The organism is Xenorhabdus sp. SGI 60, from assembly GCF_056632175.1.
In genome coordinates this window covers 3,894,932-3,907,263 of record NZ_CP196860.1, presented here as the reverse complement: position 1 = coordinate 3,907,263, position 12,332 = coordinate 3,894,932, and the positions used below count along the sequence as shown (strand labels likewise).

At 45.1% G+C, this 12,332-nt stretch carries 12 protein-coding genes; 10 read left to right on the top strand and 2 right to left on the bottom strand.

Going from position 1 to position 12,332, the window contains the following annotated elements:
- Nucleotides 1–49 precede the first annotated feature (49 nt).
- The 7 genes from rlmB to cysQ all read left to right on the top strand — a co-directional run bounded on the left by rlmB (nt 50) and on the right by cysQ (nt 4,086).
- On the top strand, nt 50–787 hold the full coding sequence (gene rlmB / locus ACSJJG_RS18470; protein WP_481090158.1) for a 23S rRNA (guanosine(2251)-2'-O)-methyltransferase RlmB: 738 nt from the start codon (nt 50–52) through the stop codon (nt 785–787).
- Between the two features lie 132 nt (nt 788–919).
- Nucleotides 920–1,318, top strand: a complete 399-nt coding sequence (gene rpsF, locus ACSJJG_RS18465; RefSeq protein WP_481090157.1) for a 30S ribosomal protein S6 — start codon at nt 920–922, stop codon at nt 1,316–1,318.
- Nucleotides 1,319–1,323: 5 nt separating this feature from the next.
- On the top strand, nt 1,324–1,641 hold the full coding sequence (priB, locus tag ACSJJG_RS18460) for a primosomal replication protein N (RefSeq protein WP_481090156.1): 318 nt from the start codon (nt 1,324–1,326) through the stop codon (nt 1,639–1,641).
- Between the two features lie 4 nt (nt 1,642–1,645).
- A complete protein-coding gene (gene rpsR / locus ACSJJG_RS18455; protein WP_000135199.1) occupies nt 1,646–1,873 on the top strand; it encodes a 30S ribosomal protein S18 in 228 nt (75 codons plus the stop codon).
- Between the two features lie 38 nt (nt 1,874–1,911).
- Nucleotides 1,912–2,364: a 50S ribosomal protein L9 gene (gene rplI, locus ACSJJG_RS18450; protein WP_189758653.1), complete on the top strand. Its 453-nt coding sequence runs from the start codon at nt 1,912–1,914 to the stop codon at nt 2,362–2,364.
- A 214-nt stretch (nt 2,365–2,578) separates the two neighbouring features.
- Nucleotides 2,579–3,199: a BamJ family beta-barrel-assembly machinery protein gene (bamJ, locus tag ACSJJG_RS18445; RefSeq protein ID WP_481090155.1), complete on the top strand. Its 621-nt coding sequence runs from the start codon at nt 2,579–2,581 to the stop codon at nt 3,197–3,199.
- Nucleotides 3,200–3,342: 143 nt separating this feature from the next.
- The gene (cysQ, locus tag ACSJJG_RS18440; protein ID WP_481090480.1) at nt 3,343–4,086 is read left to right on the top strand and encodes a 3'(2'),5'-bisphosphate nucleotidase CysQ; all 744 of its coding nucleotides are present in this window, start codon (nt 3,343–3,345) and stop codon (nt 4,084–4,086) included.
- A gap of 726 nt (nt 4,087–4,812) precedes the next feature.
- Here the strand turns inward: cysQ and ACSJJG_RS18435 are convergent.
- Entirely contained in the window at nt 4,813–5,385 is a 573-nt protein-coding gene (locus ACSJJG_RS18435; protein ID WP_481090154.1) for a YtfJ family protein, read from the bottom strand.
- Between the two features lie 324 nt (nt 5,386–5,709).
- Here ACSJJG_RS18435 and ACSJJG_RS18430 point away from each other — a divergent pair, with 324 nt between their 5' ends.
- Nucleotides 5,710–5,916 (top strand): DUF1107 domain-containing protein, encoded by a 207-nt coding sequence (locus ACSJJG_RS18430; protein WP_481090153.1) that lies wholly within the window; start codon nt 5,710–5,712, stop codon nt 5,914–5,916.
- A gap of 104 nt (nt 5,917–6,020) precedes the next feature.
- Here the strand turns inward: ACSJJG_RS18430 and msrA are convergent, their stop codons facing one another.
- Complete coding sequence (gene msrA / locus ACSJJG_RS18425; RefSeq protein ID WP_481090152.1) at nt 6,021–6,668, bottom strand: peptide-methionine (S)-S-oxide reductase MsrA; 648 nt, start codon at nt 6,666–6,668, stop codon at nt 6,021–6,023.
- 138 nt (nt 6,669–6,806) lie between these two features.
- Between msrA and tamA the strand changes: the two genes are divergently transcribed.
- Complete coding sequence (gene tamA, locus ACSJJG_RS18420; RefSeq protein ID WP_481090151.1) at nt 6,807–8,549, top strand: autotransporter assembly complex protein TamA; 1,743 nt, start codon at nt 6,807–6,809, stop codon at nt 8,547–8,549.
- The gene (gene tamB, locus ACSJJG_RS18415; RefSeq protein ID WP_481090150.1) at nt 8,546–12,331 is read left to right on the top strand and encodes an autotransporter assembly complex protein TamB; all 3,786 of its coding nucleotides are present in this window, start codon (nt 8,546–8,548) and stop codon (nt 12,329–12,331) included. The genes tamA and tamB overlap by 4 nt, the downstream gene beginning before the upstream one ends.
- The last annotated feature ends 1 nt before the right edge of the window (nt 12,332 follow it).

The following is a 12,332-nucleotide window of genomic DNA, read 5'->3' as shown; positions in this document are numbered from 1 at the left end:
ACTATTTTCGGTATCTTAAAGATATCAGTGAGTTAGGTATCAGTTAGTCATGAGTGAAATTATCTACGGTATCCATGCCGTTAAAGCCTTGCTGGAGAGCGATCCACAACGTTTCATGGAAGTTTATGTGTTGAAAGGGCGTGAAGATCGCCGTTTAACCCCATTATTGCAGGAGTTAGAAAGTACCGGTATCGCGGTACAAATTGCCAACCGCCAATGGTTGGATGCCCAAACAGAAGGGGCCGTCCATCAAGGGATCATTGCTCGAGTCAAGCCAGGACGTCAGTATCAGGAAAATGATCTGCCGGATTTGTTATCTCGGCGGGAGCGCCCATTTCTGCTGGTACTGGATGGTGTCACTGATCCCCATAACCTGGGTGCTTGCTTGCGTACTGCGGATGCGGCGGGGGTTGATGCCGTTATTGTTCCCCGTGATCGTTCTGCACAATTGAATGCTACCGCCAAAAAAGTGGCCTGTGGAGCGGCAGAAAGTGTACCGCTGATCCGTGTGACTAACCTTGCCCGAACCCTGCGTTTACTGCAAGAACACAATGTCTGGATTGTCGGAACGGCGGGTGAAGCCACGCATGATTTATACGAAAGCAAGTTGACGGGGCCGATGGCGCTGGTGATGGGCGCGGAAGGTGAGGGAATGCGCCGGTTGACGCGCGAACATTGTGATGAATTGATCAGTATTCCCATGGCGGGTTCAGTCTCTTCTTTGAACGTATCGGTTGCAACTGGAGTATGCTTGTTTGAAATTGTGCGCCAGAGAAGTGCCCGGTAATTCTTTATTGAGTTTTTTGTATTGTACGGGTATAGTGACGCGTCGATTTTTCAGCCGTACTAAACACGTTCCTTGCCTCCATGGGCCACGGCTGACCCTGACAGGAGGCTGAATAATCCGTAAGGAGCAATAATGCGTCATTACGAAATCGTTTTTATGGTCCATCCTGACCAAAGCGAACAGGTTCCGGGCATGATCGAGCGTTACAGTGCGACTATCACTAACGCGCAAGGTCAGATTCACCGTCTGGAAGACTGGGGTCGTCGTCAACTGGCTTACCCAATCAACAAACTGCACAAGGCTCACTACGTTCTGATGAACGTTGAAGCGCCACAAGAAGCGATTGATGAGCTGGAAACTAACTTCCGCTTCAACGACGCCGTTATCCGCAGCATGGTTATGCGCGTTAAGCACGCAATAACTGAAGCATCACCAATGGTTAAGGCTAAAGACGAACGTCGCGGCCGTGATCTGGTCTTGGAAGAAGACTTGGTTGATGATGCTGATGAAGCTGGGGATTCTGAAGAGTAATTACCGTGACAACCAATCGTTTGGTGCTCACAGGCACAGTGTGCAAGGCGCCGATACGAAGAGTCAGTCCATCTGGTATTCCACATTGTCAGTTTGTGCTTGAACATCGTTCACAGCAACAGGAAGCCGGATTCAGCAGGCAATCATGGTGCAGAATGCCCGTTATTGCCAGTGGACAGTTGTTACAGGAATATACTCACAGTATAACGGTCGGCAGTCGAATAACTGTTTCAGGATTCATTAATTCCCACTATGGGCGCAATGGTCTTAGCAAACTGGTTCTACATGCCGAGCAGATTGAATTGATAGATTCTGGAGACTAGCCAAATGGCACGTTATTTCCGTCGTCGCAAGTTCTGCCGCTTCACCGCGGAAGGCGTACAAGAGATCGATTATAAAGATATTGCTACGCTGAAAAACTACATTACCGAAAGCGGTAAAATTGTACCAAGCCGTATTACTGGCACTCGTGCAAAATACCAGCGTCAGCTCGCTCGTGCTATCAAGCGTGCGCGCTACCTGTCTCTGTTGCCTTACACTGATCGTCATCAGTAATAGGCTCAGTCCATTAACGACTTTGAGAGGATAAGGTAATGCAAATTATTCTGCTTGATAAAGTAGCTAACCTGGGTAGCCTGGGTGACCAAGTTAACGTTAAAGCGGGTTATGCCCGTAACTTCTTAGTTCCACAGGGCAAAGCTGTTCCTGCAACTAAGAAAAACATCGAATTCTTCGAAGCTCGTCGTGCTGAACTGGAAGCTAAACTGGCTGACGTTCTGGCAGCAGCACAAGCTCGTGCAGAGAAAATCAGCGCACTGGGTTCTGTCACTATCGCTTCTAAAGCGGGTGATGAAGGTAAACTGTTCGGTTCTATCGGTACTCGTGATATCGCTGATGCAGTGACTGCGGCTGGCGTTGAAGTATCTAAGAGCGAAGTTCGCCTGTCTAACGGCGTTCTGCGTACTGTTGGTGAACACGAAGTTCACTTCCAGGTACACAGCGATGTATTCGCACAGTTGAACGTTAACATCGTTCCAGAAGCTTAATCGTTGATTAGCTGAAGAACATGTGACAAAAAACGCCGGCATTGCCGGCGTTTTTTGTTTTGTGTCGCAAAAATATGCCCCAAACATAAGGCCTGGCAGCAGTTATATTCCAAGAATGGATGCCTTACGTTATTATTACCCACTTTAACGCGTTTACCCATCCAGACTGTGCTGTTATGCTTGAGCTTTCACTCATTAAATAACAGGTACTTTCATGACAACACCTTCTTTTGAGTCTATTGAAGCGCGGGCAAGTTACGGTATTGGTTTGCAGGTTGGGCAACAATTACAGGAATCGGGTTTACAAGGGTTAGAACCAGAAGCCCTGTTGGCAGGGTTATGTGATGCGCTGGAAAGCCGTTCCCCTGCTATTCCGGTAGAAGAGCTGCATCGTGCGCTACGTGAAATACATGAACGTGCTGATAGTGTTCGCCGTGAACGTCAGCAGGCGATGGCAGAAGAAGGCAAAAAATTCCTGGCAGACAATATTCAGCGTGAAGGCGTAAGCAGCACTGAGTCTGGCCTGCAATTTTCTGTCCTGACACAAGGTGACGGCGCTATCCCTGCCCGTACTGACCGTGTTCGTGTTCACTATACCGGACGCCTGATCGATGGCACTGTATTTGATAGTTCAGTACAGCGCGATACGCCGGCAGAATTCCCTGTTAGCGGCGTGATCCCGGGGTGGATTGAAGCGTTGACCCTGATGCCAGTCGGTTCCAAATGGGAACTCTATATTCCTCACAATCTGGCTTATGGTGAGCGTGGGGCAGGTGCATCCATTCCGCCTTATAGCACGCTGATCTTTGAAGTGGAATTATTGGAAATTCTGTAACTTATTGAATAGCCGGTTAACCGGCTATTTTTTAGGTGTATTTGGGAATGATGGGTGAATAAAATATTCGCCATTCCGGTAAAAAATGCGTTAAAAATGGTGCTTCAAGTAGTATAGCCAAACAACAAACGCAGAGGTGTATGATGCTAAAACAGATCTGCCAATTGGCACGAGAAGCAGGCGCGGCGATCATGGAAATCTATCAGGCTGAACAACCGTTGCAAATAAAGCATAAAATGGATGATTCACCTGTTACTGCTGCGGATATTGCAGCTCATAATATCATTATGGCGGGATTGCTGCGCATTGCACCGGATATTCCGTTGTTATCAGAAGAAGATCCACCTGCATGGGAAGAGTGGAAAAATTGGCAGCGCTATTGGCTGGTTGATCCATTGGATGGCACGAAAGAATTTATTCGCCGCAATGGTGAATTTACCGTCAATATCGCATTGGTAGAAAATGGTGTACCTGTGATGGGGGTTGTCTATGTCCCGGTACAGAATGTCTTATATTTAGGGCAAGGGCGTCAGGCATGGAAAGAGACCAATGGTCAGATGCTTCCTATTAAAGTTATGCCGGCGAAGCCTCCCGTTGTGGTAGTCAGTCGTTCTCACAAGGACGATGAGGAATTGCAAGACTATCTTTCCCAGCTAGGGGTACACGATACACTTGAGGTAGGATCTTCACTTAAGTTTTGTATGGTTGCAGAGGGAAAAGCTCAACTTTATCCACGCTTTGGGCCGACTAATATCTGGGATACGGGTGCTGGTCATGCCATTGCTATTGCTGCTGGGGCACATGTGACGGACTGGGAAGGGAAAAACCTCAATTATACGCCACGTGAATCTTTCCTGAACCCAGGGTTCAGAGTCAGAGTTTTTTAATACTGAGCTGATCATGGCCCTATGAGGGAGCCATTTTAAAGTTTGTATTAGTGTTTATTTTATCGATTGTATGCCTAATGAGGCGACCTCGTGCAGATTTGCGCATTATCGAAGTCGCCTACATAACCTTAAGTTATCCAAGATAATTTTCAGAGTCAAATACACATAAGCGTAGGAACCCACCATTATTGGGCGCAATTTAATACACAAGCAAGATACTCTTGATCTGATTGGTAAGGGCTACAGACAAAAGCACTTGCTTGAATAGGAACAAAGACAAAATAAGCCGCACATAATGCGAGAGAGATATGCTTTTTCATTTTCTTGACCCTCAATTATTGCGAAAATTTTTCTCTATAATAGTGATGAGGTTAATTCATTTTACTGATATTAAAGGCAATTTATGTTTTGCTTGATAAATAAGTAAACATTCATGTCTTTGTTAGGTATAGAAAATAATACCTCCTACGAAAATAGTACCAAAATATAATTACTTCAATAGTTATTTTAGTAAGAAAAGTAATAATAGTTAATTAGCTATGAATTTTAAGATTCATCTCGGCGACCAAGGCAGAATGCACTATCTTTGATGGTTCCCAATCCCCTTGCCCGGAGGCAGAGGGGAGGGTGACAAAAATATATGGGGATATAACAGATAATTTATCTTAAATTTATTTAATAAAAACAATTTATAATGGTAAATTACCCATCCCCATGGGCAATAGGCTATTTTTCCAATTCTTCTTTAATTAGGCTGATAACGTGCGTAATGTCTTCGTTACTTAACTTGCCATCTTTGACAAATTTCACCTTACCGTTTTTATCCAGCACAATGATTGCCGAACTGTCGGGTTCTAGCCCCCAAGCCTTTTTAACCAGCCCGTTACTATCGACAATGAATTGTGACCACGGGAACTGTTTTTTGCTGTCTTCGATACTATTGCGAACAAAAACACCAGTGCCAAAAATAGCATCATCGGTATTCACGATGCTGGTGGTTTGATATTTATCCTTGGGCAAATCAGCATCCTTCAATGCTTGAATCAAGGGATCATTCATCTCTTTTGCAGAACTACGACCGGCAATATGCTGGATCGTCCTGACTTTTCCCAGAAGTTCAATACTGCTCCAATTTTGGTAGTTGAACTTACCCTCGTTTAGCAACAACTCGCCCTTATCCGTCACACTGACAGCGGGAACAGGTTGCTCTAAGGTGATGTTATGGGCGAACGCAAATATTGACGTTATACTCAATATTGCAGCTAACGCGATTTTTATTAAGATATTGTTTTTTAACATATTTATTCCTTATTCATCATGGTGTGGCATGTTATCAGGGAATGACATATTCAGCATAGCGCTTGTTAACTGGTCTGTCCTCAATAAAACAAACAATTTGATAACATTTAGAATAATGTATAAGTAAACAAGATTATGATGAAATATAATACTCAATAATATCATTATATTATATCAAAATAGTGATTGAATCTTAATATTGAGGGGAACAAATTTCCATATACGTAGTCTATACAGTTGGCATAACAACGATGTATTTATGTAGTCATTAGATGTGATGCCGTAGCAATAGTACCGTAAGAAGCATGGGAGGAAAAAACAGAGATGAAAATCTTTCGCCATTATAACCCAATGAAAATTGCTCTCTACGTAAAAACCCTATTTCGTGGGCGGTTATACATTAAGGACATGGGCGCTTTTGAATTCAATTATGGAAAGATTTTACCCCCGAAAATCAAAGATAAACGCCATTTCCATGTGATGAGTGAAGTTAATCAGCAAGTATTGCGTTTACAGACTGAAATAGGGTGATTGTTTGTAATTGCTCATCGATTAATAGTAATGTAATAAAATCAATACGATATATAACATTAGTATAATAAACGGCCTTGCGGCCGTTTTTTGATGGTATTCAGCTAGTTTCTGAGTGTGGGCGGGAAGCAGATCCCCGTCCCTCCTAAGCCACAATATCCCTCGGGGTTTTTGTGGAGGTATTGCTGGTGATAATCCTCGGCAAAATAGAATGGCCCCGCTGCACGAATTTCTGTCGTGATGGTGCGTTGATCATTATTTTGCGTCAGCGCTTGCTGGTATTGTTCTCGGCTGGCAATGGCCTGTTCATACTGTTGTGGTGAAATTGTGTACAGGACGGAACGGTATTGAGTACCAATATCACCATGTTGACGCATACCCTGGGCAGGATCGTGATTTTCCCAGAACAGGGTGAGTAATTGAGAATAGGTAATTTGGGTTGGATCAAATACGATCCTGACTACTTCTGCATGACCCGTTAAACCAGTACACACTTCTTCATAAGTTGGGTTTGGCGTAGTGCCGCCGCTGTAACCCGCGGAAGTCGTGTAAACGCCGTCCTGTTGCCAGAAAAGGCGTTCCACGCCCCAGAAACATCCCATGCCTACATAGGCGATTTCCATCTTTTCAGGAATGTTCTCTATCGCATGCTGTGTAATGTCATGGTAGGGTGATACGGTTAATGGAGTGGTTCTACCCGGTATGGCATCTGGTGCAGAAACATGTTGTTTTTCATTGGTTGAATTTGGCAAAATTCTCTCCTCTATATCCACAAGTTTTATGATTATATGTTGCTTGTATATTGTTAAAACTTTACCAGAATTAATTCATTGCGGCATTTTTATGTTGTTGAATTTTATTCAACAGATAGATAAATATTAGGAGTTCGAGTGTCACGATATCCCCTCATATGTGCGCTTTTTTTCTCTATCGTCACTCCATCAGCTTATAGCGCAAATTTACGATTGAAACTGGAGGGTCTTTCTGGCGAATTAGAAAAAAATGCCAGAGTGCAACTTTCAAATATCAGTACCGATGAAGTTGCTCCTGATGGACGTTTTCGTGCTCGTGTGGAGAAAGCGATACGACAAGGGCTTCGTCCATTGGGATATTATGCTCCCATTGTCGAATTTACCTATCAAGAGAATATTCCTCCCGCCCGTCCTGTTTTAACTGCAAAGGTTACGCTTGGTGAACCTGTACGGGTCGCTAAAGTGAATGTTGCTTTGGAGGGAGGCGCTAAAACAGATAAAGATTATGCCGCCCTGATCAAAAAAAACAGGCCAAAAGAAGGGACAATACTCAACCACGGTGAATATGAAGATTTTAAAAGTTCATTGACGAATCTGGCGGTTAAGAAAGGCTATTTTGATGCCTTAATGAAAAAAAGTGAGTTGGGGGTAGCAAAAGATCTGCACGAATCTATTTGGAATTTTGATTTCGATAGCGGCCAACGCTATCGTTTTGGTCCAGTGGCATTTCACGGCTCGCAAATTCGTGAAACTTACCTGGATAACCTTATTCCTTTCAAATCAGGCGAATATTATACCTCAGAACAATTAGCCGAATTTAACCGTCGTTTGGTCGATACCGGATGGTTCAATTCTGCGGTTGTTGTGCCCGATTTTAAAACAGGGCGTGAGAGTAAAGACAAGGTATTGCCATTAAATGCGTCCTTAGTGCCTCGTTCTGCCAACTATGTTGAATTGGGGGGCGGTTATGGAACGGATGTCGGGCCTCGAGTTCAGGCTAAATGGAAAAAACCGTGGCTTAATTCGCGTGGACACAGTTTGAGTACCAGCCTTAACCTTTCTGCACGCGATCAAATCATTGACGCATCCTACAAAATGCCGCTTAAAGTCAACCCACTGGAAGAATATTATCAGCTACAAACGGGTTATCGACGTAAAGATATTAACGATACTATTTCGGATACGGCAACTTTGAACCTTTCCCGTAATTGGGATCGTTTTACGGGTTGGCAGTACAGCGTTAATCTGCGCTGGAGCCTGAGCCACTTTACCCAGGCTAAAATAACCAATACCACCATGCTGCTTTATCCGGGATTCAGTCTTAGTCGCATTCGCCAGCGTGGCGGCACGATGCCTTATTGGGGGGATAGCCAGCGTTACTCGATTGATATTTCTGATACAACCTGGCAGTCCAATGTCGATTTTTTGGTGTTACAGGCACATCACGTCTGGGTAAGAACTTATCGGGAGAATCACCGTTTTGTGGTACGGGCAGATTTGGGCTGGATAGAGACCAATGCATTCGACAAAGTGCCTCCGGATCTGCGTTTCTTTGCCGGGGGGGATCGCAGTATTCGTGGCTATAAGTACCAGAAAATCTCACCGAAAGATAGTGCAGGTAAATTAGTCGGTGCATCAAAGTTGGCGGTTGGCTCGTTGGAGTATCAATACAATATTTATGGTAATTGGTGGAGTGCATTGTTTGTCGATTCCGGTGAAGCGGTGGATGACATCAGAAAGAATAATTTTAAAACCGGTGCGGGAACTGGTGTGCGTTGGGCATCACCGATTGGACCGATAAAATTTGATTTAGCAACGCCAATCGGAGATCCAGATAGTCATAATGTTGAATTTTATATTGGTTTAGGGGCCGAACTATGAAGTGGGCAAAAAGGGTGAGTATTGCTTTCCTGCTGATTGTTGGCCTGTTATTGGTGGCAGTTGCCGGACTGGTTGGCACGCAAACTGGCTTGCATTTTGTGATCAACAGTGCGGCACGTTGGGTTCCCGGATTGGATATTGCGAGTGTCAGCGGAACTTGGCGCGATTTAACGTTAAAAGGCGTCAACTATCAGATGCCAGGTGTTAACGTTAATGCGGATAATTTGCACCTCGCTATCCGGCTCTCCTGCCTGAAACATAGCCAGGTGTGTGTCAATGCCTTGACTACTGAAGGTGTCACTGTTTCGGTGAATACCACTGAACTTCCTCCATCGGCGCCTGCGACTGAATCGGAACCATTGACTGAATTGCAAACACCGTATCCTATCTCACTGGATTTGCTTTCCTTGAAAAATATTCATGTGCAGGTGGATGGTATTGCCATTGCATTGGGTGAGTTTAAAACGGCAGCTCAGTGGCAGGAAAAACGGCTGATATTAAAACCGACGGAAATTAATAAATTGCGGGTGACATTGCCAAAAAGCACACCTGAAAAAATCGGTATGGCACAAAAAATTGAGCAGCAAGCCGAACCGGAAAAATCTTTGGGTGAAACGTTGAAAGCGCTGTTTGCCCAACCCTTGTTAGCGGAGTTGCCCAATATTCCCATTCCTCTTGATATCACGCTGGAAGGCATCCACGGCAGTCAACTTCATTTAACCGGTGATACCGATATCAAGATTAACGATTTGTGGCTACAGGCCAGTAATCAGGGGCAGGCAGTCGAGATAAAAACGTTAAGCGCACAGGCACCGGAAGGCTCCCTGGCGATACGTGGGACGGCAAAACTGGCTGAACAATGGCCAGTGAATCTGGTGGTTAAGGGTAAGGTCGATAATTTAAATCATATCAATCTGGATGATTTAACAGGGCAACAGATTGATTTAACGCTAAAAGGTGCGTTGTTACAGCAGCTTGATCTCGCATTGCACCTTTCAGGTCCTGTTGCCGCCAGTTTGGCCGCCCAGACTGAATTGGCACAAGCAGGTTTACCTGTACGTCTGACATTGAAAAGCCAGCAATTGCAATGGCCGCTGCAAGGCAAGCCAGAATATCAACTTGATGGCGTCAAATTGCGCCTGAATGGTCAAGCCAGTCACTACGATCTTTCCCTCCGTTTGGATATTAAGGGCAATGATCTTCCGCCGGCATCGTTAATGTTGGATGCAAAAGGCAATGAAGAATTACTGAGGTTAACACGCCTGCGTTTAGCGGCCTTGCAGGGTAAAGCCGATATTGTCGGTGTGGTTGATTGGAGTAAAGCCATTAGCTGGAATGCAAAATTAATTTTGGATGGTATTAATACGGCCAAACAGTGGCCGGAATGGCCCGCCAAGCTAGACGGTAACCTAGCCGTGCGTGGCAGCCTGTATGGCGGAAGCTGGCAGCTCCAGATCCCTGAAATTGCCCTTGATGGTCATGTGAAGCAGAATGTCATCAAAGCCCGTGGCAAGGCATCGGGTAACGCAGCAGGCCAGTGGGATATTCCCCAACTCGATCTTGCTGTTGGGCATAATACGCTGAATATACAGGGGCAACTTACGGATCAGGCGTGGAAACTGGATGGTGAAATTAATGCACCGCAACTAACTGGTTTACTGCCGGGTTTGTCTGGCTTTATTACGGGTGAAGTCAAATTGCGCGGCAATATGCAGGCCCCACAAATCATGGCGGATTTGAATGCACGTGGGTTGAGTTGGCAGAATGAGTTAAGGGTGGATAGCGCCACGATCAAAGGTGATGTACGTTCGGCTGAACAGCTCCAGGGGCAGTTATCGGTTGTTGTGCGGCAATTGCAGCAGGCAGATTTAACCATCAAGAACTTGACATTCAACGCGAAAGGCACAGAAAAGAAGCATGATTTACAACTGAAAATCGAAGGAACACCGGTATCAGGCCAATTGGCACTTAATGGCAGCTTTGATCGTCAAAAGGAACACTGGCAAGGCAGTATCAACCATACTGATTTTAATACGCCTGTCGGTGAATGGCGTTTAAGCAAAGCGATAGCCATTGATTATTTTAACTTGCAACAAAAGGCCATAGTGGGAACTCACTGCTGGCTTAATCCCAATGCGCAGCTTTGTATTGCAAAACCCATTGAGGCGGGAAGGAGCGGTCATGCTCAAGTGACACTTGAACGCTTTGATCTGGCTATGATCCGGCCATTCCTTGATAAAAGTACCCAACTTAAGGGCGTATTCAATGGTAATGCTGAGATCAGATGGACAGCAGAGCAAGGGTTGCCCCAGGCAAAAGTGGCTCTTCAAGGGAATGGGGTACAAGTTCGCCAGGTTGTGGAAGGTAATACATTACCGGTTAATTTTGACACACTCACCTTGAATGCAGGGCTGACAGATGGCAAGGTTAATTTGGCATGGTTATTCAAATTGGCTGGCAACGGGCAGTTAAAAGGCGATGTTCAGATCGCGGATTTAGAAGGCAGCCGAAAATTAGCGGGGAATGTCGATATTCAGGCACTTTCCTTAGGATTGGTTAAACCGATTTTGGGTAAAGGCGAAAAAGCGGAGGGGAGATTAAGTGCGAATTTACGTATTGGTGGTCATGCCAAAAATCCGCTGCTATTTGGCCAACTTAACACTGATGCCCTGCAAATGAGCAGTCATTGGCTGCCATTCGATATCACCCAAGGCCAGTTAGCCGTTCATTTTGCCGGAGCCAGCTCTGATATGCATGGCATGATTAGAACGCCCAAGGGGCAACTAAACCTGGATGGTTACGCTGATTGGCGCAACCTGAATGCCTGGTATGCCAGAGTGACAGCCAAGGGTGACCAGTTACGTGTCACGGTTCCGCCGATGGTGAAGGTGGATGTCAGTCCAAATTTGGTGCTGGAGGCAAAACCAAACCTGTTGAAACTCGATGGTAATGTGGATATTCCATGGGCACGTATTACGGTTCAGGAGTTACCGGAATCAGCGGTAGGTGTTTCTGCTGATGAAGTGATGCTGAATAATCACCTCCAGCCAATTGAGAAGAAAAAAGCACCTATTTTGATACAAAGTAATTTAAATGTTCATATTGGTAATGATGTGCGCCTGAGTGCATTTGGTTTGAAGGCGCAGCTTAAAGGCGACCTGAAAGTCCTTCAGGATCAGCAGGGATTAGGCTTGAATGGCCAGATTGATATTCCGGAAGGGAATTTCCACGCTTATGGACAAGATTTGCAAGTGCGTAAGGGAACCATTATGTTCTCTGGCCCGCCAGATCAGCCATTGTTGAATATTGAAGCTATCCGTAATCCAGAATCGACAGCCGACAAAGTCATCGCGGGTGTGCGTGTCACCGGATTAGCAGATAAACCGAAAGTAGCAGTTTTTTCTGATCCGGTAAAATCCCAACAGGAAGCCTTATCTTATTTGTTACGTGGTCAAGGGTTGGAAAAAGGGGATTCTGACAACTCACAAATGGCGGCTATGCTGATTGGATTAGGGATTGCCCAGAGTAGTCAATTAGTCGGTAAGATTGGGGAAACTTTTGGTGTCTCTGATTTGGCTCTGGATACTCAGGGAGTGGGTGATAAATCCCAGGTGGTTGTCAGTGGCAGAATTACCAACGACTTACAAGTGAAGTATGGTGTGGGTATTTTTGATTCTTTGGCAACATTGACATTACGTTATCGTGTTATGCCAAGATTGTATCTGGAGGCAGTATCTGGTATTGATCAGGCTTTAGATCTGCTCTATGAGTTTGAGTTTTAAA

Coding starts and splice junctions, on each gene's coding strand:
- ACSJJG_RS18430 (WP_481090153.1), top strand. CDS start 5,710: ATGAAAATCTTTCGCCATTATAACCCAATGAAAATTGCTCTCTACGTA.
- bamJ (WP_481090155.1), top strand. CDS start 2,579: ATGACAACACCTTCTTTTGAGTCTATTGAAGCGCGGGCAAGTTACGGT.
- rpsF (WP_481090157.1), top strand. CDS start 920: ATGCGTCATTACGAAATCGTTTTTATGGTCCATCCTGACCAAAGCGAA.
- rlmB (WP_481090158.1), top strand. CDS start 50: ATGAGTGAAATTATCTACGGTATCCATGCCGTTAAAGCCTTGCTGGAG.
- tamB (WP_481090150.1), top strand. CDS start 8,546: ATGAAGTGGGCAAAAAGGGTGAGTATTGCTTTCCTGCTGATTGTTGGC.
- rpsR (WP_000135199.1), top strand. CDS start 1,646: ATGGCACGTTATTTCCGTCGTCGCAAGTTCTGCCGCTTCACCGCGGAA.
- ACSJJG_RS18435 (WP_481090154.1), bottom strand. CDS start 5,385: ATGTTAAAAAACAATATCTTAATAAAAATCGCGTTAGCTGCAATATTG.
- cysQ (WP_481090480.1), top strand. CDS start 3,343: ATGCTAAAACAGATCTGCCAATTGGCACGAGAAGCAGGCGCGGCGATC.
- rplI (WP_189758653.1), top strand. CDS start 1,912: ATGCAAATTATTCTGCTTGATAAAGTAGCTAACCTGGGTAGCCTGGGT.